Raw genomic sequence first — 19,887 nt, 5'->3', positions numbered from 1 at the left:
GAAGGGGAGTACGAACCATGTCAAGGGTGAACACCGTGCTCGGGCCGGTCCCGGCGGAAGAGCTCGGGATCGTCGCCGTCCACGAGCACATCGGGTACGGGATGCCCGGCTCGGAGCTGGACGCCACCTGGTGGAAGACGCCCGAGGAGCGCTACGCCGAGACCGTCCCCAAGCTGCGCCGCTTCCACGAGCGGGGCGGCGGGACGTTCGTCGACGTCACCGGCATCTGCAACGGCCGCGACGTCGACTACTACCGGTCGCTGTCGGCCAAGACCGGCGTCCACATCGTCGCCTGCACCGGCTTCGTCGGCGGCGACACCGCGCTGCCGTTCTTCGAGCGGGCGGGCGTGGACTACCTGGCCCGCCAGTTCGTCCACGAGATCACCGTCGGGATCGGCGGGACCGGCGCGCGCGCCGGCGTCATCAAAGTCGGCGTCAGCCGCGGCGGCCGCATGACCGAGCTGGACAAGCGCATCTACCGGGCCGCCGCCCGCGCCGCCGTCACCACCGGCGTGCCGATCCTGACGCACCTGGCGATCGACCCCGAGCCCGCCGTCGCGATCTTCGCCGAGGAGGGCCTGCCGCTGCACCGGGTGCTGTTCGGGCACGCCGACGACGGCGTCAACGCCCCCAACACCCCCGACGTGTGGATCGCCGAGCAGGGCGGCCGCATCGGTTTCGACACCTTCGGCTACGAGACCGAGCTGGAGGACCCGCCGTTCTGGGCGCGGCCCCGCAAGGAGCGCCTCGACCACTTCCTGGGCTTCGTCGGCAAGGGCTTCCTCGACCAGGCGCTGGTGTCGGCCGACGCCAACTGCTCCCCGCTCGGCTGGCCCGGCGTCAAGGGCCACACCGTGAACTACATCTTCGACGACCTCATCCCGGACCTGCGCGCGGCCGGCCTGGACGAGGCGACCCTCACCCGCCTCCTCCACGACAACCCGGCCGGCTTCCTGACGATCCAGGACTGACCCCGCCCCCGCATCCCGCCGGCGCAGCCCTGCGCCCGTCCCGGAAGAACGAAGAACCATGAAGACCGCAGACCTCAAGAACCTGGACATCGCGATCATCGGCGCGGGGTACGGCGGCGCCGCCGCGACCAAGGCGCTCACGCTGCTCGGCGCGAACGTCCACGTCTACGAGCAGGCCACCCGGATCCGCTCGGTCGGCGCCGGCATCGGCCTGCGCCCGCAGACCCTGGAGCTGTTCCGCGACTGGGGGATCTTCGACGCCATGGCGGCGGTGAGCTCGCCGAGCGACAACTTCCAGATCCTCACCGCCACCGGCGAGCCCATCATGACCGAGGAGTGGCCGGGCGTCCACGACTACGCCCGGCCGAACCACACCCGGTTCATCCACCGCGGCGACTTCATCGACACCTTCCTGAAGGTGCTGCCCGCCGGCAGCGTCCACCTCGGCCACCGGCTGGAGTCGATCACCGACGGGGGCGACCGGTCCACCGTCACCTTCGCGGACGGGACGCAGGTCACCGCCGACCTGGTGATCGGCGCCGACGGCATCCGCTCGCTGGTGCGGCAGCGGCTCTTCACCGACAAGGAGCCGGTGTTCTCCGGCGAGCACGCCTACCGCGCCGTGATCTCCATGGACGACGCCTACGGCCTCTGCGTCGACGACAACCTGCGGATGTACCTCGACGACAAGGGCACGAAGGTCTACTTCCTGCCGCTCCGCCACCGCGGCCAGGTGTCCTACGACATCACCGCGCTGTCCGGCGACGACTCCTGGGCGCCCGACGTCAGCCGCGACGACCTCGTGGCGATGATGGACGGCTTCGACGAGCGCCTCGTCGACATCACCCGCGACCTGGACATGGACACCGTGACCAGCCGCGCCGTCTTCGACATCGACCCCGTCGACACCTGGCACACCGCCTCGGTCGCGCTGCTCGGCGACGCCGCCCACGCCATGCTCCACCACCAGGGCCAGGGCGCCAACCAGGCCGTCCAGGACGCCGGCGGCCTCGCCGACGCGCTGCTGCGCGCGGACTCGGTCAAGGAGGCGCTCGCCCTCTACCAGGCGACCCGCAAGCCCGTCACCGACGAGCTCCAGCGCATCTCCCGCCAGTCGTGGGACGCCGAGAAGGTCGACGACGTCTTCCCCGGCCAGAAGCCCGCCGCCGCCGGTCAGGAGGGCTGAGCGCCATGGCCCTCCATCCGAAGATCGCCGAGGTCCTCGCCGCGCTGCCCGCGCCGCCGGACGGCCCGCTCGACCCGGCCGCCCTGCGCGCCGGCGAGGAGGCGCAGGTCCCGCCGCCGGCCGAACGCCTGCCCGTGCACGCCGTCGAGGACGCGACCGCGCGGACCGCGCACGGCGACGTCCCCGTGCGGATCTACACCCCGGACGCGGCCCCCGCGCACGGCCTGCTGGTCTACATCCACGGCGGCGCGTTCTTCCTCGGGAGCCTGAACACCCACGACCACATCGCGCGGTCGCTGGCCCGGGAGACCGGCCTCAAGGTCGTGTCCGTCGGGTACCGGCTGGCGCCCGAGAACGCCTTCCCCGCCGGGCTGACCGACTGCTACGGCGTCGTCCGCTGGGCCGCCGGCGACGGCGCGGGCCTCGGCTGGGACGGCGCGACCCTCGCCGTCGCCGGCGACAGCTCGGGCGGCACCTACGCCGCCGCCGTCACCGCCCTCGCCCGCGACGACGGCTTCGACCGGATCACCCACCAGGTCCTCTACTACCCCTCCCTCGACCTGGACTTCGACACCGGCCGCTACGCCTCGCTGCGCGAGAACGCCGCGGGCTACGGGCTGGAGACGGCCGGGCTCGCGCCCTTCAACGCCTTCTACCTGGACGGCGGCGCCGACCCCGCCGACCCGCTCGTCTCGCCGATCAAGCGGGCCGACCTGGCCGGGCTGCCCCCCGCGCTGATCGTCACGGCGGAGCACGACCCGCTGCGCGACGAGGGCGAGCTCTACGGCGCGCGCCTGAAGGAGGCGGGCGTCGACGCGACCGTCAGCCGGTACGCGGGCGCCGGGCACGGGTTCGTGCAGCACTTCTCCTGGCTGCCCGAGTACCACCGCGCCTTCGAGGAGACGCGCGACTTCCTGAAGGGGCGCTGAGCACCGTGACGCACGAGGTGAAGGTCCACCCGCTGGTCTCGCCGTGGGGCCGCTTCGGCCTCTACGGCTTCTTCATCGACGCCCCCGAGCCCGCGATCGTCGACACCGGCATCGCGTCCTCGCCCGCCGAGGGCATGGCCCCGGCGCTCGCGGCGCTCGGCCGCCGCATCGAGGACGTCCGCTGGATCCTGCTGACCCACGGCCACATCGACCACGTCGGCGGCGCGCACGCCCTCTGGGAGCTCACCGGGCGCCGCGCGCAGGTCGTCATCCACGAGGCCGACGCGCCGCTGCTGCGCTCGCGCCGCGCCCACGTCCAGAACTACCTGGACGTGCGGCAGGGCTACCTCAACGACCCGGACGGCGAGGCGAAGCAGACCGCCGCCGCCGAGGCCGTCATCTCCGGCGAGATGGAGCCGACGCTGCTGGTCAAGGGCGGCGAGACCCTCTCGCTGGGCGGCGACGTGGACGTGTCCGTCCACGCGATCCCCGGGCACACCGCCGGATCGGTCGCCTACGTCGTCGACGGGCAGCGGTCGGTGTTCGTCGGCGACGCCGTGCAGGTCCACGGCGCCGCGAACGGGTTCCCCGGCTACGAGGACCCGGACGCCTACCGCGCGAGCGTGCGGTACCTGCTCGACGAGGTCCGCCCGCGCCACCTGTACCTCGGGCACCCCTACCGCCGCGCCGACGGCGTCGCCTACGGCGTCGAGCTCGACGCCGCGCAGGCGGAGGAGGCGCTCCGGGAGAGCCTGGACATCGAGGCGCGGGTCGGCGCCGCCGCCCGGCGCTGCCTGCGCGCGGGCCTGGCGGAGACGGACTCGCCGTACTCGCCGTTCGCCCCCGTCGCCGAGGAGGTCGGCTACACCGGCGACCCGGCCCTCGAACCCTCCCCGTTCTTCACGACGCTGCACGGCTACCGCAGGAGCTTCCACCCATGACCGACTTCCAGACGATCGACGCGGGCGGCCGGGCCATCGCCGTCCGCAAGGACCTCCGGGTCCCGATGCGCGACGGCGTCACCCTCGCCGCCGACGCCTACAGCGGCACGGCCGACGAGCCGCGCCCCGCGCTCGTCGCGCTCAGCCCCTACGGCAAGGAGCTGCAGGCGCTCGCGCTCACCACGCCGCCGCAGCGCCGCCCGAGCCCCATGTGGGACGGCTGCATCGAGGCCGGCGACATCGCGCGCGTCGTCGGGGAGGGCTACGTCCACGTCATCGGCGACCTGCGCGGCTCCGGCGGGTCCGGCGGCGAGATGATCGGCAACTACAACGCCGGCGGCGTCCCCCTCGGCCAGGACGCCCACGACCTCATCGAATGGGTCGCCGCGCAGCCCTGGTGCGACGGCAACGTCGGCATGATCGGCATCTCCTACTTCGGGTCCATGCAGGTGCTCGCGGCGGCCGAGCGCCCGCCGCACCTCAAGGCGATCTTCGTCAGCGGCGGGCACTACGACTTCTACGAGACGACCTACCACGGCGGCGTCATGTGGTTCATGCCGCGCGCCGCCCGCGAGGGGCGCGGCGGCGACTCCGGCATCGCGCACACCGACGTCAAGTCCCGCATGCAGGAGCTGCACTCCCCCGAGGAGCTCGCGAAGCTCGTCGAGGCGCGCCTCCAGGACCCCGACGTCGCGGCGTGGCCGAACCTGGTGCACGTCCTGAAGTACCCGAAGAACCGCGAGTTCTGGTTCGACATCGTCATGAACGAGCTCGACGGCGACTGGTACGAGGAGCGCAACCCGATCACCCTCGCGCCGAACATCGACATCCCCGTCTACCTGCAGATCGACCAGGGGCGCGGCTGGACGGTGGACGGCACCATCGAGCTCTACAACGCGCTCAAGGGCCCGAAGAAGCTCGACATCGGCCCCTACCCGCCGATGCAGTCGCGGCCCTTCATCGAAGAGCACGACAAGATGTTCCGCTGGTACGACCACTGGATCAAGGGCATCGACAACGGGATCATGGACGAGCCCGCGGTGACCGTCCACGTCGAGGGCTCGCGCGAGCGCGTCACCGGCGACGCCTGGCCGCCGAAGGAGACCGGGCACCGCTCCCTCTACCTGCGCCCGCGCCGCAAGCTGTCCTTCGAGCCCGAGGCCATGGGCGCCGAGCACGCCGCCCCCGACGGCTTCTACCAGGCCCCCCTCACCGTCACCGACAAGGTCGAGATCCTGAGCTGGAGCACCGAGCCGTTCGCCGCCGCGACCGAGCTCATGGGCACCGGCGCCGCGCACCTGTTCGCCGAGATCGACCAGGACGACACCAACTTCATCCTGCGCCTCTGGGACGCCGCCCCGAACGGCGACCGGCAGCTCATCACCTCCGGCTACCTGAAAGCCTCGCACCGCGAGCTCGACGAGGAGCGCACCACCGAGGGCGACCCGTACCACCCGCACACCCGCGCGGTCCCGGTCGAGCCCGGAAGGATCGAGGAGTACGTCCTCCGCCTCTACCCGTTCGCGGCGACGCTCCTGCCGGGCCACCGCCTCGTCGCCGAGCTCTCCAACGACGAGCCCCTCGCCGACGCCCACAACGCCCTGCTCCCGCCGGACGCCTTCCACCTCCCGGTCGGCCGCCCCGTCACCCACAAGATCTACCGCGACGCCGCCCACCCCTCCCGCCTCGTCCTCCCCTTCACCACCGCTCCGGCGAAGTAGCGGCGGCCTTCAGTGGGCGGACGCGGCCACCGCCGCGTCCGCCCGTCGGCGTTCCGGGGTCCGTCAGGTGAGGCGGGCCAGGACGGCTCGGGTGACGGCCTCGACGGTGGCGACGCCGGCGTCCATGGAGGCGTTGCGGTCGGACAGGACGGCGACCAGGTAGCGGTGGCCGTCCTCGACTCGGCCGATGCTGTTGATGACCCAGCGGCCCCCGTCGATCGAACGCGGCAGCCAGCCGTTCTTCAGCTCGACGCCGTCGCCGTCGGCGTCGCCCGCGCTGACGCCCCAGTCCTGGCCGGGGTCCACGTCGCCCATCAGCCCGAGGACATACCGGCGGCTGCGGGCGCTCAGCGGGCCGCCGCCGGACGCCAGCGCTTTCAGCAGGCGGACCTGATCGCGGGCGCTGGTGCTGGTCAGCCCCCAGCTGACGCTCGTCGCGGTCGTCTCCGTCAGGCCGAGCCGGCGGTTGGCCCTCGTCAGGCCGGACGCCGCGCCGATCTCGAACCACAGGCTGTCGGCGGCGTTGTTGTCGCTGGACTCGATCATCCGGACGGCCAGGGCCTTCTCCGGCGCGGTGAGGGCGCGGCCCTGGTCCTGCGCCTTCAGCAGCAGGGCGGCGAGGATGTCCACCTTGACGATGCTCGCCGTCACGAACCGGCGCGAGGACCCGTAGGTGTAGGAGGTGCCGTCCTCCAGGTCGAGCACCGACACCGACACCCGGGCGCTTCCCCGGACGGCCTTCTCGACGGCTCGGGCCGCCTTCGCCTTGTCGACGCTCGGCGTCGCGGTGGCGGTTGCGGTCAGGCTCGGCGCCGCCTCCACGGCCGCCGCGCTGCTCGGCGCGGCCCGCGCCGGTCGCGTCTCCTCCGCGCCGCGCGCACCCGCCCACCACAGCGACGCCGCGATCAGCGCTCCGAGCCCCAAGGAGGCGAGGACGAACCGCCACCACTGACCTCTGGCACGTTCCATCAGCGACCGCCCCGCAGGTCGCCATGGCCGAAGACCAGGTCATACGTGTTGCACATGCGACGACCGTTGCGGTCATGCCTGAAGGCCACCGGCGAGCACTTTGAGAAGCGGTTGATAATCCCGCCGCCCCAGATGAGCGCACGATGATGATCCGATGAGCGGAGCGGCGCCGCCGCCCCCGGAGTAGACTCTTACTTGCAAATAAAGAGAATGTTATTCTCGCCATATGGATCTGGAGTTCGACGACGAGCAGCGGCTGCTGCAGGAGTCGGTCCGCGAGACGCTCGGCAAGCTGCGCGGGCGGCCGGAGGACGAGCTGTGGGCCGCCTACCGCAAGCTCGGCTGGACCGAGGCGCCGCCGGTCGAGCTGGCGATCATCCTGGAGGAGCTCGGCCACGCCGCCGACCCGACGCCGTTCCTCGCCTCCACCACCTGGTTCGCGCCGCTCGCCGGGCGGCTGCCGGACGGCGCGGGCACCGCCGTCCTCGACGGCGCCGGCCGGTTCGTCCTGGACGCCGACCGGGCCGGCGAGATCGCGCTCGCCACCGCCGGCGGCGCCGTGGTGGTGGACGGCGCGCGGGTGCGGGCCGAGCGGCTCGCCACCTTCGACCCGACGCGGCACGTCGCGCACGTGGACGTCGCCGCGCTCGGCGTCCCGGACCTCGTGCCCGCCGTGCCCGACCTCGCCCTCGCCGGCCTGGCGATCTCCACGGTGGGGAGCTGCCGCCGCATCCTGGAGCTGGTCGTCGCGCACGTGAAGCAGCGCGTCCAGTTCGGCGTGCCGATCGGGTCGTTCCAGGCGGTCAAGCACCGGGCCGCCGACATGCACGTCGCGATCGAGCGGGCCCGCGCGCTCGCCTACTTCGCCGCCCTCGCCATCGCCGAGGACGACCCGCGCCGGGGCCGGGCCGCCGTCATGGCCAAGGCGGCCGCCGGGGAGTGCCAGCGGCTCGTGTTCCAGTCCGGCTTCCACCTGTTCGGGGCGATGGGCTTCACCTGGGAGAACGAGCTGCAGATCCACTTGAAGCGGGCCATGGCCGGGGACCTGCTGCTCGGGACGGCCGCGGTGCACCGCCGCGCCCTGCTGGACGAGGAGGCGGCCCTGTGAAGCTGGCTTTCGACCGGGACGTGGAGGACTTCCGCGCGGAGTTCGCCGCGTTCCTCGACGCGAACCTGCCCGCCGAGGACGACGCCGTGGAGCGCCCGCAGTCCAGCTCGGACGTGCCCGAGTGGTCGCGGCGCTGGCAGCGCCTGCTGTTCGACACCGGCTGGCTGCTGCCCGGCAACCCGCCCGAGTACGGCGGCCGCAACGCGTCCCTGCCACAGCAGCTCGCCCACCTGGAAGAGCTGTCGAAGCGGCGGATCTACCACAGCTTCAACCCGCAGGGCCTCGGCATCGTCGCCGCCTCCCTGCTGACGTTCGGCACCGAGGAGCAGAAGCGCCGCTGGGCCGTCCCGATCCTCCGCGCCGAGATCACCGCCTCCCTGGGCATGAGCGAGCCCGGCGCCGGCTCGGACCTCGCCGGCCTCCGCACCCGCGCCGTCCTCGACGGCGACCACTTCGTCGTCAACGGCCAGAAGGTCTGGACCTCCGGAGCCCACGACGCCGACGTGCTGCTCACCTTCGTCCGCACCGACCCCGATGTCCCGAAGCACAAGGGCATCAGCGTCCTGCTCGTCCCGACGGACCTGCCGGGCGTCGTCCGCCGCCCCTTCGGGTCCATCACCGCCCCCGACGACCTGGACTTCAACGAGGTGTTCTTCACCGACGTCCGGGTCCCGCGCGCGAACCTCGTCGGCGACCTGAACGGCGGCTGGAAGGTCGCGCACGGCTCGCTCGGGCACGAGCGGATGATGCTGTGGCTGACGTTCGCCGAGTGGATGGAGAACGTGGTCCGCGACGCCCCCGCCCGGGAGGAGTGGTACGCGACGCTGCTCATGGACCTGCAGGCGCTCCGCCTCCTCGGCCGCCGCCAGCTCGCGGGCGACCGCGACCCGGCGGAGCTGTCGGTGCTGAAACTGCTCGGCTCCGAGGCCCTCCAGTCCGCCAGCCTGCACGCCCTGGAGGCGCAGGGCGCCGAGGCCCTCCTGCACCCGGCGGTGACCGGCCCCTACAACCACATGACCCTGGAGACCTTCACCGCGAGCTGGTTCGAGCGCTACGCCCGGACCTTCGGCGCGACGATCGCCGGCGGCACCTCCGAGATCCAGCGCAACATCATCGCCGAACGCATCCTCGGCCTCCCCCGCTGACCCGGCCGTCCCCGCTCACGCGCCCCGGCGGGCCGCGATCTCCTTCCTGAGCAGGAACTTCTGCACCTTGCCGCTCGCCGTGCGCGGGAAGTCGTCCACGGCGTGCAGCTCCTCGGGCCACTTCTGCCGGGCGAGACCGAGCCGCTCCAGATGGTCGCGCATCTCGGCGAGCGTCGGCGGCCTGCGGCCGGGCACGCTCCGGACGACGGCCGCGGCGTGCTCGCCGAACCGCGCGTCGGGAGCGGCGACGACGGCCGCCTCGGCCACACCCGGCATCCGCAGAAGCGCGTCCTCGACCTCGGGCGCGCTGATGTTCTCGCCGCCGCGGATGATGACGTCGGATTTGCGGTCGGTGATGGTGAGGTAGCCGTCGCCGTCGATGGCGCCGATGTCGCCGGTGCGGTACCAGCCGTCGGCGTCGAAGGCGCGGGCGGTGAGCTCGGGGTCGGTGTAGCCGAGGCAGAGATCGGGACCGCGGCTGAAGATCTCGCCGTCCTCGCCGAGCCGCATCTCCACGCCCGGCAACGCGGCACCGTCGGTGTAGAGACGCTTGTCCTCGGGCGCCGTGTAGTGCGAAGCGGTGATCGACGGGTGCTCGGTGCTGCCGTAGGAGCGGTACACCGTGATCCCGAGCCCGGCGAGCCGCGTCGTCACGGCCGGCGGGACCGCCGCGCCGCCGAGCCCGGCGTACCGCATATGCCGCAGGTGCCCCTCGGTGAAGTCGGGATGGTCCAGCAGGCTCGTCATGTAGTACGGGACGCCGCCCGCGATGGTGACATCGTCGCTCTCCATCAGCGCGAGCGCCCTTCCCGGATCCCACACGTCGGCGAGGTTGATCGGCGTGCCGCCGAGCACCGGGATGAGGAACGCCGACAGCATGCCGATGAAGTGGCCGACCGGCGCCGAGATGAGCTGGCGGGCGAGGTCGGCCGGGTAGCGCGAGGAGAGCTGGCGGGTCTCGAACGCGAGCGTCCGGTGACTGTGCACGACACCCTTCGGATCGCGAGTCGTCCCGGAGGTGAACGCGATGACGGCCGGGCCCGCCGGGTCCACTCCCACGACGTCGCCGAGCGGCTCGGCGTCCAGCAGACCGTCGAAGTCGCGCCCGACGACGCCGACGATCGGAACGTCCGCGCACAGTCCCGGATCGAACTCCAGATGACCGAAGCGCTCCACCGCGATGAACACGCGCGGGCGGACCGCGTTCAGGATGAAGCCGACCTCCTTGCGCCCGTAGAAGTGCACGATCGGCACGACGGTCGCGCCGAGGAACGCCGATGCCCAGAAGACCGCCGCGGCCTCCATCCAGTTCGGCAACTGCATCGCGACGACGTCGCCGGGCCCGACACCGCGCTTACGCAGGCCGCGCGCCAGCCGGCGCGCGACCAGCTCCACGTCCCGGAACGTCCCGCTCCAGGGACGGATCTCCGAATGCACGCGGAACACCGCGTCCGGAGCGGCGGCGAGCCCGCGGGACAGCAGCTCCGCGAGGGTGTCGCGGGTCCACCAGCCCTCCCGCTCGTACCGCTCGACAAGTGCGTCGGGGATCGTGCGCATGGTGCCGCCACCTTCCAGACCGGGACGCTCGCCCTGTGGATATCACATTTCCCTATATGAGAACAGCCTTCTCAAACTCGCTCCCCGCTGGGAGAATGACGGCGGGCACCCCCTTGCCCCCAGGCGGAGAGGCAGGCCACTGCATTGGACCCCACACCTCCGCCCCCCACGCACGTAGAAACCGCACCCAGCGAAACGACCTCCGGACAAGCGGCGCCCGCGGGAGCAGCGCCCACAGAAGCAGAGCCAAGGGAATCTGCGCCCACGGAAGCAGGGTCTTTGGAAATCGCACCCGCAAAGACCGCGCCCCCGGAAAGCACACCCTCGGAAGGCGCGCGCTCGGAAGGCCCACCCTCGAAAACCACACTTTCGGAAGGCACGACCCCCGAAGGCACGTCCTCGGAAAGCACGCCTCCCCGCTCGCTGTACCGGGAACGGCCGGACTACCGGGTCGACCTGCTGGCCCGCACGAACGTCATGACCGCGTGGCTCGGCGACGTCCGACTCGCACGAAGCGACGCCTGCCTCATCGTCGACGAACAGGACCACGGCCTCGTCGTCTACTTCCCACCCGACGCCGTCGACCTCGCACGGCTGGAACCGGTGGCCGGCCTCAGCACCGTCTGCCCCTTCAAGGGCCGCGCCGTGTACTGGCGAGCAGCGGACACCGACGGTCCCGCCGTCGCCTGGAGCTACCCGGCCCCCTTCCCCCAGGTAGCCCGCCTCGCCGGCTTCATCGCCTTCGACCAGGACGAGGTACAGGTCACCATCGGCAAAGGCATCTACACCGGGGCACGCCCATGACCGACAGCTCCCTGAAGGCAATGCTCGCCCTCTTCGACGTCTCGCCCTCCACCCCCACGCCCGCCGCTCCCGCCCCGGCCAGGCCCGCATCATCCGTCCCCGCACCGGCTGCCTCCGCACCATCCGCCTCCGCCCCGACTGGACGTGCACCGAGCGGCTCTGCACCAGCTGAGCCCGCACCCTCCGCCCCAGCTCCATCCGCCCTCGTACCGGCTGGCCCCGCGCCATCTGTCTCCACACCACCCGCCCCCACTCCAACCACCCCCGCACCGACCGAGCTCACGCTGCCTGGGAGCGCGCCGAACGAAGACGCGCCGAACGGGGACGTGTTGGATGGGGGCGCGCTGAACGCGGGCGCGCCGAACGGGGACGCGCCGGACGAGGGCACGCCGAACGGGGACGCGCCGGACGGGGACGCGCCGGACGCGAGCGCACCGAACGGGAACACGCCGGACGAGGGCACGCCGGACGAGGGCACGCCGGACAGGGCCGCGCCGGACGAGGGCACGCCGGACGGGGACACGCCGAACGGGGACACGCCGAAAGCGGGCGCGCTGAACGGTACGGAGGTCGGTTGGTTCGTCGGCGGCAGTGATGGGGGTGGGCGGCGGGTCGTGGACGGTAGCCAGATCCTCGCCCAGTCGATCGTCGCCGCCGGCAAAGCCCTGCCAGGACGGACCGCGCGTTCCGCACACGCCCTGTTCGTTTCCGTGGCGGACCCGGAGAGACCCCTGGAGTTCGCCGTCGCGCCCGTACACGCGGGACGGTCGTTCGCCAGCGCCGTCGTCACGGTCGCGCAGGGAGGACGGACGCGCGCGACGTGCACGGTTCTGCTGGACCGTCCGCAGCCCGACGTGATCCGCCACGACCGCTGGACGGGCCCGCCCGTCACCGGGCCCGCGGCCGCCTGCCCTGCGCGCATGCCCTTGCAGGGCAGGCGGCTGCGCATCGAGGGCGTCGCGGACTACGGCGACCCCGACGAGGTCGGGCCGCCGGTCCTGGACGCCTGGCTGCACTACGACACCGTGCCCGAGCGCGACGATCTGCGCCGCGCGCTGCTCGCGCACTTCACCGGCCACCTGTCCATCTCCGCCACCATGCGGCCGCACGCCGGGATCGGGACGGCGCAGGCGCATCACACCGTCTCGACCGCCGTTCTCGGCATCGGGGTGACCTTCCACGAGCCCGTCGGCTGGGACGGCTGGATCCGCTACCACCACGAGAGCGTCTACGCGGGGGCGGGCATGTGCCACGTCCGCGGGCAGGTCGTCACCGAGGACGGGCGGCTCCTCGCCTCGTTCACCCAGGACGCCATGATCCGCGCGTTCGACCCGGCCGGGACGGCGCGAAGCCTCGGCGCCGACGCCCGCCTCTGACGGCGTCACGGCGCGCCGTCCCGGTACCGCGCGGCGATGCGAGCGCGATGCCGCGCAGGTGCGCCGAACAGCGACCGATTCAGCGAGGCGCGTTTCAGGTGAAGGTGAACGCCGCTCTCCCAGGTGTAACCCATGCCGCCATGGAGCTGCATGGCCTTGCCCGCCACCTCGACCGCGGCGGCACAGGCGAAGGATTTGGCCATCGCCGCGGCCGTACCTGCGTCCGGGTCACCGACGGCGACGGCCTGCGCCGCAGCCGCGACGAGCTCACGCGCCACCCTGGCCTGGACGAGCATGTCGGCGCAGGCGTGCTTCACCGCCTGGAACGACCCGATCCTGCGGCCGAACTGCTCGCGCGTCCCGGCATAGGCGACGGTGGCGTCGAGCATCGCCTCGCTCAGCCCGAGACTGTCGCAGGCCACCGCGACGGCGGCCCGGTCATGCAACCGCCGCAACGCGACCCCCGGGTCACTGCGAAAGCGCCACACCGCGTCCGCAGGCACCGCGACCCCGTCCGCGACAACGCTCCCGAAGGTGCGGGTCGCATCAAGAACGGCCCGGTCCGCAATCGCCACACTCCCCGCCCGCGAATCAACCTCCGCCACGACCGAAGACCCACCCTGAGCGGATGCCGAAAGGCAGCGGCAGTCCGCCTCCCACGAGCCACCCCGAGCAGACACGCGCGGAGTGTCAGTCTCGGGAGCGCCTTCCACGGCCTCCCGCGAACCGTTCCGAGCAGACATCGGAACGCGGGGGCCAATCCATCCCGAGGCACCGTCCGGCGCTTCTCGCGAGCCGCTTCGAGTGGATGCCAAGGGGCGAGAGCTGTCCGGTCTTGTATCGGCGTCTGCTGCGGGCGATTCGCCTTGGTCGGGTGCTGGCGGGCGGGAGCGGGCCGGCGCTGCGGCGACGGTCGCTATGACGGGTGTTGCGGTCGGGTCGAGGGCGGGGACGAGGAGGCGGTCCGCGCGTGAGGCGTCCAGGACGAAGGCGGCCGTGCCGTGGAGGCGGAACTCGGCGTCGAGGCGGAAGGGGGTGCCGTCCGTCGTCTCGGCGTCCAGGGCGACGACGGTGAGGGCGTCGCCTGTGGCCGTGGCGCGGAGTAGGTCGTCGCGGTCAGGCCCAGGTTCCAGCAGCGCGAGCGCGCCGACGCCGAGGCCCGCGACCGCCAGGTAGGGGACGGACGCCGCGGCGCGTCCCATCTCTTGCAGCACGACGGCGGTCTCGGCGAAGGTGGCGTCCGCGCCGCCGAGCGCCTCCTCTACTTCCAGACCCGTCCAGCCGACCTCCGTGATCCGGTCCCAGGAGGGCGGGGAGGCGCTCAGCAGGGCTCGGGCGACGGCGCGCAGTTCGGCGTGGAACTCCGCCAGGTCGGCGGGAGCGGCGGCCGCCATCAGAACGCCGCCGGTTCGCGCGGCAGGCCGAGGGCCCGCTCGCCGATGATGGTGCGCTGGATCTCGCTCGCCCCGCCCGGGATCGTCCACTCCCACGAGGCGACGAAGTCCAGCGCCCAGGCCCCCGACTCCCATCCGCTGGACGCCGGTTTGCGCAGGTCGGTGTGGGCGGCGAGCCCGAGGGTCTCCGTGCCGAAGCCGGTGATCCGCTGGAGCAGCTCGCTGTAGTACAGCTTGACGATCGAGGCGTCCGCCGGACCTGGATGGGCGTCGCCGACGAGCGCCGTGCAGAGGGCGCGGAGTCCGGTGAGCTCGGTCTCCAGTTCGGCGAGCCGGTCCGCGATCAGCGGGTCGTCGAGCGGGCGAGTCCCGCCGGGGCCAGGGCGGGAGCAGCGGTCGACGAGGCGCCGGAAGCCGCCGCCGAGGCGCTCGGCGAGCTCCAGCATCGTCATGCCGCGCTCGGCGCCGAGCGTCTCCTGCGCCACCCGCCAGCCGGCGTTCTCCGCCCCGACGAGGTTCGCGGCCGGGACGGCGACGTCGTCCAGGAAGATCTCGCAGAAGTGCGACTCCCCCGTGGCCTGCCGCGTCGGCCGGATCCCGACGCCGGGCGAGCGCAGGTCCATCAGCAGGTAGGAGATGCCGTGCCGCTTCGGCGCGGCCGGGTCGGTGCGGGCGAGCAGCAGGCACCAGTCGGCGTGGGCGGCGCCGCTCGCCCAGCACTTCTGGCCGTTGACGACGTAGACGTCGCCCTCGCGGCGCGCGGTCGTGCGGAGCGCGGCGAGGTCGGAGCCGGCGTCCGGTTCGGAGAAGCCCTGCGCCCAGATCTCGCCGTCGAGGATGGCGGGCAGGTACCGCGCGCGCTGCTCCCCGGTGCCCGCCGCGAGCAGGGTCGCGGCGGCGTGGTGGACGGCGACGAAGGCGAGGACGAGGCGGGGCGCGTCGTGCGCGGCGAGCTCCCGGTACAGGATCGCCTGCTCGGGGACCGGCATCCCGCCGCCCCACGAGGCGGGCCAGTGCGGGACGGCGAACCCGGCCTCCCGGAGCCGCTGGAACCACTCTTTCTGGAAGCGCACGAACTCCTCGTCCGGCGCGCCCGTCTGCGCGCGCCGCCAGTCCGCAGGGACGTTCGCCCGGCACCAGTCGCGGACGTGCGCGCGGAAGGCGTCCAGGTCAGCGGCCGTCACGACCGGCCCTCCCGGCCGGCCCTCTCGACGAGCGCCGTCAGCCGCGCCCGGTGCTCGGGCGAGCGCATGGAGGCGGCCTCGGCGGCGAATCCGGCTTGCATCGGCCCGTCCAGCGCCCGCGCCAGGTGCATGTTGAGGACCCGTTTGGTGCCGCGGACGGCCTCCGGCGGCTGCGCCGCGATGCGGGCCGCGAGCCGGTGCGCCTCCGGCAGCAGGTCGGCGGGCGGGACGGCGCGGCTGGCGAGGCCGAGCTCGACGGCCGTCGCCGCCGCGATGCGGTCGCCGGTGTACAGGTACTCGCGGGAGCGGAGAAGCGGAGTGAGCAAGGGCCAGAACGCCGCTCCGCCATCCCCCGCCGCCAGCCCCACAGCGACGTGCGGGTCGGCGAGATGAGCGTTCTCGGATATGAGAACGACATCGCAGAGCAGGGCGACGCTGCATCCGAGCCCCACCGCCGGCCCGTTCACCGCCGCGACGACCGGCAGCGGGAAGCGCAGCATCTCCTCGATGATGCGGGCGCCCTCGCGCAGGCTCGCGTCCCGCGCCACCGGGTCGTCCAGGAACGAGGCGACCCAGTGCAGGTCGCCGCCCGCGCTGAACGCCCGCCCCGCGCCGGTGAGGACGACCGCGCCCGCGTCCGGGTCGGCCGCGAGCCGCTCCCAGACCTCGGCGAGCGCCCGGTGGAGCCCGCTGTTGACGGCGTTCAGCTCGGCGGGCCGGTCGAGGACGACGGTGCGGACCGGACCGTCGCTCTCCACCCGTATCTCCGCCGGGAGGTCGTCATGACTCACAGGCCCGCTCCCTCGAACAGCCCGGTGAGCCCGGTGCGGTCGATCCGGCGCGCCAGCACGTCGCGCGTCGCGGACAGGTCGAGCGGCAGCCGCCGCAGCGGCTGCCCGTACCGCGACAGCCACGACAGCGGCGACTCGTCGCAGAACCCGATCGCGCCGTGCAGCAGGTGCGCGGTGCGGAAGACGGTCCCGGCCGCCTCGATCGCGGCGAGCCGGAGCGCGAGCGCGTCCTCGACGGCCTCGGGCAGGCCCGCCTGCACGCTCCACAGCGCGTACTCGGCGAGCACCTCGACCCCGCGCCGTTCCACCTCGGCGTCGGTGAGCTGGAACCGGACGCCCTGCTGGTCGGCGAGCGGCCCGCCGAACTGCCGCCGGACGAGGACGTGCGCGCGGGTGAGGTCGATCGCGCGGTCGAGCATCCCGAGCAGCGTCCAGCACGGCAGGACGAGGCCGAGCGCGACGTCGCCCGCGCCCGCCTCGTCGAGCGGGCGGACGTCCAGGCCGGTGACGAACGCGGTCGTGCGGGGCGGCGCGCCGGGGTCGCGCGCGGTCGCCGCGCCGCGCCGTCCGTCGAGCGTGACCGCCGTCCAGCGCAGGTCCAGGCCCGCGACGGCCCCGCGCGGCGCCGGCCCGGCGACGACGATGAGGCCGTCGGAGCCGAGGTCGGCGGGCCGGGCGAGGCGCTCGGCGACCGGATAGGGGACGGCCCAGTACCCGGCGCTGCGGCAGAGCGCAGCCGCCGCCTCCAGGTCGTCGGCGTCGCCGCGCGGCCGCAGGTCCCAGGCGCCGAGGCCGCCGAGGACGCGCGCCACTTCATCGCGGGCAGCGGCGGGGTCGCGCTCGGCGTCCTGGACGAGCCGGTCGCCGCCCGCCGCCTCCAGCGCGCGCAGCGCCTGCCGCCCGTACTCGGCGGCCTCGGCACCGAGCCCGACGTTCACCGCGCCGCCAGCAGCGCGCGGGCCAGCAGGATCCGCTGGACGTCGGTGCTGCCCGACGCGACCGTCGAGGCGTGCGAGTAGCGCCAGTGCTCCTCCACCCGCCGGCGGAACAGGCGGGACTCCTCGCCGCCGCCGGGGTCCAGCGCCGCAATCTCCATGAGCACCTCCGCGCTCTCCTGGTCGAGCCGCGTCACCGCGATCCGGTAGGCGGCGGCGTCCTGCGGGCGGACGCGGCCCTCGGCCTGCAGCGCGATCACCCGGTAGGCGAGCAGCCGGGCGCGGCGGCAGTGCGCCAGCATCCGCGCCCAGCGCCCGCGCAGGTCGGCGGGCAGGTCGTCCCAGGCGCCGCCGAGGACGGGGGGCGCCGCCTGGAGCAGCCGCTCGCAGCGCGCGTAGCGGGCGATGCCGACGCGCTCGAACGACAGGACCTCCTGCACGACGCCCCAGCCGCCGCCGGCCTCGCCGAGGACGGCGTCCGCGCCGACCCGGACGTCGTCGAGGAACACCTCGTTCAGGTGGTGCGGCCCCAGCAGCGAGCGGATCGGGCGGACCTCGACGCCCGGCGCGTCCATCGGCACGAGCAGCACGGTGAGGCCGTCCTGGCGGCGCCCGCCCCGGGACGTGCGGGCGAGCAGGAAGCACCACTGGGCCATGACGGCGTAGGACGTCCACACCTTCTGGCCGGTGATCCGCCAGCCGTCGCCGTCGGGGCGGGCGGCGGTGCGGAGCGCGGCGAGGTCGGAGCCGGCGTCCGGCTCGCTGAACCCCTGGCACCAGACGACCTCGCCGTGCGCGATCGGCGGCAGGTGCCGCGCGCGCTGCGCCGCCGTCCCGTGCCGCATGATGGTCGGGCCGACCCAGTTGACGCCCATGTACTGGGCGCCGCGCGGCTCGTGCGCGGCCCACATCTCCTCGCGGACGACGGTCTGCTCCCAGACCGAGGCGTCCCAGCCGCCGTACTCGCGCGGCCAGGCGGGGCAGAGCAGGCCGCGCTCGGCGAGCAGGCGGCAGAACTTCTGCGCCGTCTCCAGGTCCGCGGGGTCGTCGGTGAAGGCCCCGAGGAAGCCGGCCGGGACGTGCTCGGCGACCAGCCGGCGCAGCTCGCCGCGCAGCCGCGCGGCATCCGGCCCCAGGGAGAGGTCCATGACCACCACGGTAGGCAATCCTTATAAGGTTGACAATGGTTGCGGGTTAACGCTCACTCAGTGCGCGGTCCAGCCGCCGTCCACCACGATCGTCTGGCCGGTGACGTAGCGGCCGGCGTCCCCGGCGAGCCAGAGGACGGCGCCGACGACGTCGCGCGCGCCGCCCTCCATCGGCAGCGGCGTGTTGCGCCGCAGGTAGGCGCCGCCGCGCTCGGACGCGTAGAGCGGCTCGGTGATCTCGCTGCGGAAGAAGCCGGGCGCGACCGTGTTCACCCGGATCGCGTGCCGCGCCCACTGCACGGCGAGCTCGGCGGTGAGGCCGGACAGCCCGGCCTTGCTCGCCGCGTACGACGCCTGCGGGATGCCGGGCACGCCGACCCGACCGCTGATCGAGGAGACGTTGACGATCGCGCCGCGGCCGATCGCGCGCATGTGCGGGAACGCCGCTTGCGCGAGCAGGAACGGGGCGAGCAGGTTGAGGTCGACGGTCCGGCGGGCGGCGGCGAGAGGCTCGTTCTCGGCGGCGGCGTCGGTGAGCCTGGCGCCCGCCGCGTTGACCAGGATCTCCGGCGGCCCGAGCGCGGCGGCCGCCTCCGGCACGACGGCGTGGACGCCGTCCAGGTCCGCCAGGTCGCAGGCGACGGGCGTCCCGCCGATCTCCTCGGCGAGCGCGGCGAGCCGGTCCGCGCGGCGCGCGACGACGGCGACGCGGGCGCCGGCGGCGGCGAGCGTGCGGGCGACGGCGGCGCCGAGCCCGGACGAGGCACCGGTGACGATCGCGACCCGCCCGGTCAGGTCGAACAGTGCGGCGGGATCGAGGGCGGGGGCATCGCGGTCCGGCGGCACGCCGGCCTCCCTTCGACGGGCGGGCCCGCGTCCCCCGGCGGCGTCAGCCGCGGCGGAACCGCCGCCGGCTCCGGCTGGAGGCTGCGTCGATGACCCGGTCGCTGAACTTGCGGCACACCCACTGCTGGGCGGCGGTCAGGTGCTCGTGCGCGAGCTTCTCGGCGCGGCCCGCGTCGCCCCGCGCGATGCTCTCCACCAGGCGCTCGTGCGCGCGCTGCGCGGTGACGCGGTCGGCGGGCGGCGGGTAGGCCCCGCGCGAGAGCTGCGCGTCGGCCCACGCCTCCTCCTGCGCCGACCAGAGCGAGGTGAGGCTCTGCGCGACGACGCGCAGCGTGGCGTTCGGGTCGAAGCCGACGAGGACGTCGTGGAACTCGCGGGACGCCCGGGTGAACGCCGCGCCGTCGTCCAGGTGGCGCTCGCTCTCGGCGAGCAGCTCTCGCAGGCGGGGCAGCACGGCCTGGGCACGGTCGGTGCGCCCGGCGCAGCGCGCGGCCGACTGCGGTTCCAGCACGGCGATCGCCGCCGCCAGATCAGGGATCTTGACCTGCATCGCCTGGAGGGTGAGGCCGAGGGCGTAGCCGGCGGTCCGGACGTCGGGCGCGTGCACGGTGGCGCCGCCGCGGTTGCCGCGCCGCACGGTGATGAGGCCCTCGGTCTCCAGGATGCGCAGCGCCTCGCGCACCGAGGGGTAGCTGACGCCGAACTCGGCGACGAGCTCCTCCTGCTTGGGGAGCGAGGCGCCGTCGCCGATGCCGCCGGCGAGGATGCGCTCGCGCAGCTCCGCGGCGACCAGCTCCGCCATGCGCAACTGCGAGATCTTGGCCGTGCCGGGCGCTGCGCTCTCCATGATTGCAACGTTAGCAGCGGCGCCGGGGCGGCCAT

The 19,887-nt window shown here is 73.6% G+C and carries 18 protein-coding genes; 9 read left to right on the top strand and 9 right to left on the bottom strand.

Translation table 11 applies throughout. The features are described 5' to 3' along the window. Nucleotides 1–26: 26 nt before the first annotated feature. From K1Y72_RS28760 to K1Y72_RS28740, 5 genes are read left to right on the top strand one after another with little or no spacing between them, the layout of a single operon-like run. Nucleotides 27–971, top strand: a complete 945-nt coding sequence (locus K1Y72_RS28760; protein WP_220169632.1) for a phosphotriesterase family protein — start codon at nucleotides 27–29, stop codon at nucleotides 969–971. Between the two features lie 58 nt (nucleotides 972–1,029). Further along, the gene (locus tag K1Y72_RS28755) at nucleotides 1,030–2,157 is read left to right on the top strand and encodes an FAD-dependent oxidoreductase (protein ID WP_220169631.1); all 1,128 of its coding nucleotides are present in this window, start codon (nucleotides 1,030–1,032) and stop codon (nucleotides 2,155–2,157) included. Between the two features lie 5 nt (nucleotides 2,158–2,162). Further along, the gene (locus K1Y72_RS28750; protein ID WP_220169630.1) at nucleotides 2,163–3,086 is read left to right on the top strand and encodes an alpha/beta hydrolase; all 924 of its coding nucleotides are present in this window, start codon (nucleotides 2,163–2,165) and stop codon (nucleotides 3,084–3,086) included. 5 nt (nucleotides 3,087–3,091) lie between these two features. After that, nucleotides 3,092–4,027, top strand: a complete 936-nt coding sequence (locus tag K1Y72_RS28745) for an MBL fold metallo-hydrolase (protein ID WP_308287270.1) — start codon at nucleotides 3,092–3,094, stop codon at nucleotides 4,025–4,027. Further along, nucleotides 4,024–5,748 carry a CocE/NonD family hydrolase gene (locus K1Y72_RS28740; RefSeq protein WP_220169629.1) on the top strand — a complete coding sequence of 575 codons (1,725 nt, stop codon included), beginning with the start codon at nucleotides 4,024–4,026 and terminating at the stop codon, nucleotides 5,746–5,748. Before K1Y72_RS28745 ends, K1Y72_RS28740 begins: the two co-directional genes overlap by 4 nt. 63 nt (nucleotides 5,749–5,811) lie before the next feature. Here the strand turns inward: K1Y72_RS28740 and K1Y72_RS28735 are convergent, their stop codons facing one another. Next, the gene (locus tag K1Y72_RS28735; protein WP_220169628.1) at nucleotides 5,812–6,717 is read right to left on the bottom strand and encodes a serine hydrolase; all 906 of its coding nucleotides are present in this window, start codon (nucleotides 6,715–6,717) and stop codon (nucleotides 5,812–5,814) included. A 226-nt stretch (nucleotides 6,718–6,943) separates the two neighbouring features. Here K1Y72_RS28735 and K1Y72_RS28730 point away from each other — a divergent pair, with 226 nt between their 5' ends. Both K1Y72_RS28730 and K1Y72_RS28725 read left to right on the top strand, forming a co-directional pair. Beyond that, nucleotides 6,944–7,825 carry an acyl-CoA dehydrogenase family protein gene (locus K1Y72_RS28730; RefSeq protein WP_220169627.1) on the top strand — a complete coding sequence of 294 codons (882 nt, stop codon included), beginning with the start codon at nucleotides 6,944–6,946 and terminating at the stop codon, nucleotides 7,823–7,825. Beyond that, nucleotides 7,822–8,970, top strand: a complete 1,149-nt coding sequence (locus K1Y72_RS28725) for an acyl-CoA dehydrogenase family protein (RefSeq protein WP_220169626.1) — start codon at nucleotides 7,822–7,824, stop codon at nucleotides 8,968–8,970. The genes K1Y72_RS28730 and K1Y72_RS28725 overlap by 4 nt, the downstream gene beginning before the upstream one ends. Nucleotides 8,971–8,985: 15 nt before the next feature. On the opposite strand, the gene K1Y72_RS28720 is transcribed toward K1Y72_RS28725, so the two are convergent. Continuing rightward, the gene (locus K1Y72_RS28720; RefSeq protein WP_220169625.1) at nucleotides 8,986–10,527 is read right to left on the bottom strand and encodes an AMP-binding protein; all 1,542 of its coding nucleotides are present in this window, start codon (nucleotides 10,525–10,527) and stop codon (nucleotides 8,986–8,988) included. 279 nt (nucleotides 10,528–10,806) lie between these two features. On the opposite strand from K1Y72_RS28720, the gene K1Y72_RS28715 reads away from it, so the two are divergent. Next, entirely contained in the window at nucleotides 10,807–11,331 is a 525-nt protein-coding gene (locus K1Y72_RS28715) for a DUF427 domain-containing protein (protein ID WP_220169624.1), read from the top strand. A gap of 326 nt (nucleotides 11,332–11,657) precedes the next feature. Then, a complete protein-coding gene (locus tag K1Y72_RS28710; protein ID WP_220169623.1) occupies nucleotides 11,658–12,707 on the top strand; it encodes an acyl-CoA thioesterase in 1,050 nt (349 codons plus the stop codon). Nucleotides 12,708–12,712: 5 nt separating this feature from the next. On the opposite strand, the gene K1Y72_RS28705 is transcribed toward K1Y72_RS28710, so the two are convergent. From K1Y72_RS28705 to K1Y72_RS28675, 7 genes are read right to left on the bottom strand one after another with little or no spacing between them, the layout of a single operon-like run. Then, nucleotides 12,713–14,101: an acyl-CoA dehydrogenase family protein gene (locus K1Y72_RS28705; RefSeq protein WP_220169622.1), complete on the bottom strand. Its 1,389-nt coding sequence runs from the start codon at nucleotides 14,099–14,101 to the stop codon at nucleotides 12,713–12,715. Continuing rightward, nucleotides 14,101–15,285, bottom strand: coding sequence for an acyl-CoA dehydrogenase family protein (locus tag K1Y72_RS28700; protein WP_220169621.1), 1,185 nt, complete (start codon nucleotides 15,283–15,285; stop codon nucleotides 14,101–14,103). The genes K1Y72_RS28705 and K1Y72_RS28700 overlap by 1 nt, the downstream gene beginning before the upstream one ends. Beyond that, a complete protein-coding gene (locus K1Y72_RS28695; RefSeq protein ID WP_220169620.1) occupies nucleotides 15,282–16,076 on the bottom strand; it encodes an enoyl-CoA hydratase/isomerase family protein in 795 nt (264 codons plus the stop codon). Before K1Y72_RS28695 ends, K1Y72_RS28700 begins: the two co-directional genes overlap by 4 nt. Further along, nucleotides 16,073–17,014 carry an acyl-CoA dehydrogenase family protein gene (locus K1Y72_RS37400; RefSeq protein WP_220169619.1) on the bottom strand — a complete coding sequence of 314 codons (942 nt, stop codon included), beginning with the start codon at nucleotides 17,012–17,014 and terminating at the stop codon, nucleotides 16,073–16,075. Before K1Y72_RS37400 ends, K1Y72_RS28695 begins: the two co-directional genes overlap by 4 nt. Next, complete coding sequence (locus tag K1Y72_RS28685) at nucleotides 17,011–18,159, bottom strand: acyl-CoA dehydrogenase family protein (protein ID WP_220169618.1); 1,149 nt, start codon at nucleotides 18,157–18,159, stop codon at nucleotides 17,011–17,013. Before K1Y72_RS28685 ends, K1Y72_RS37400 begins: the two co-directional genes overlap by 4 nt. A gap of 57 nt (nucleotides 18,160–18,216) precedes the next feature. Then, the gene (locus K1Y72_RS28680) at nucleotides 18,217–19,005 is read right to left on the bottom strand and encodes an SDR family NAD(P)-dependent oxidoreductase (protein WP_220169617.1); all 789 of its coding nucleotides are present in this window, start codon (nucleotides 19,003–19,005) and stop codon (nucleotides 18,217–18,219) included. A 43-nt stretch (nucleotides 19,006–19,048) separates the two neighbouring features. Next, entirely contained in the window at nucleotides 19,049–19,852 is an 804-nt protein-coding gene (locus K1Y72_RS28675) for a FadR/GntR family transcriptional regulator (protein ID WP_220169616.1), read from the bottom strand. Nucleotides 19,853–19,887 lie beyond the last annotated feature (35 nt).

Source organism: Actinomadura parmotrematis (assembly GCF_019458805.1).
GTDB classification, from domain to species: Bacteria; Actinomycetota; Actinomycetes; order Streptosporangiales; family Streptosporangiaceae; genus Spirillospora; species Spirillospora parmotrematis.
Note: the sequence above shows the minus strand (reverse complement) of the source record. Positions and strands in the feature narration are given on the sequence as shown.

What these genes read in the sequence shown, in the direction of transcription:
- K1Y72_RS28755 (WP_220169631.1), top strand. Translation starts at nt 1,030, where the DNA reads ATGAAGACCGCAGACCTCAAGAACCTGGACATCGCGATCATCGGCGCG.
- K1Y72_RS28750 (WP_220169630.1), top strand. Translation starts at nt 2,163, where the DNA reads ATGGCCCTCCATCCGAAGATCGCCGAGGTCCTCGCCGCGCTGCCCGCG.
- K1Y72_RS28740 (WP_220169629.1), top strand. Translation starts at nt 4,024, where the DNA reads ATGACCGACTTCCAGACGATCGACGCGGGCGGCCGGGCCATCGCCGTC.
- K1Y72_RS28735 (WP_220169628.1), bottom strand. Translation starts at nt 6,717, where the DNA reads ATGGAACGTGCCAGAGGTCAGTGGTGGCGGTTCGTCCTCGCCTCCTTG.
- K1Y72_RS28730 (WP_220169627.1), top strand. Translation starts at nt 6,944, where the DNA reads ATGGATCTGGAGTTCGACGACGAGCAGCGGCTGCTGCAGGAGTCGGTC.
- K1Y72_RS28720 (WP_220169625.1), bottom strand. Translation starts at nt 10,527, where the DNA reads ATGCGCACGATCCCCGACGCACTTGTCGAGCGGTACGAGCGGGAGGGC.
- K1Y72_RS28705 (WP_220169622.1), bottom strand. Translation starts at nt 14,101, where the DNA reads ATGGCGGCCGCCGCTCCCGCCGACCTGGCGGAGTTCCACGCCGAACTG.
- K1Y72_RS28685 (WP_220169618.1), bottom strand. Translation starts at nt 18,159, where the DNA reads ATGGACCTCTCCCTGGGGCCGGATGCCGCGCGGCTGCGCGGCGAGCTG.
- K1Y72_RS28675 (WP_220169616.1), bottom strand. Translation starts at nt 19,852, where the DNA reads ATGGAGAGCGCAGCGCCCGGCACGGCCAAGATCTCGCAGTTGCGCATG.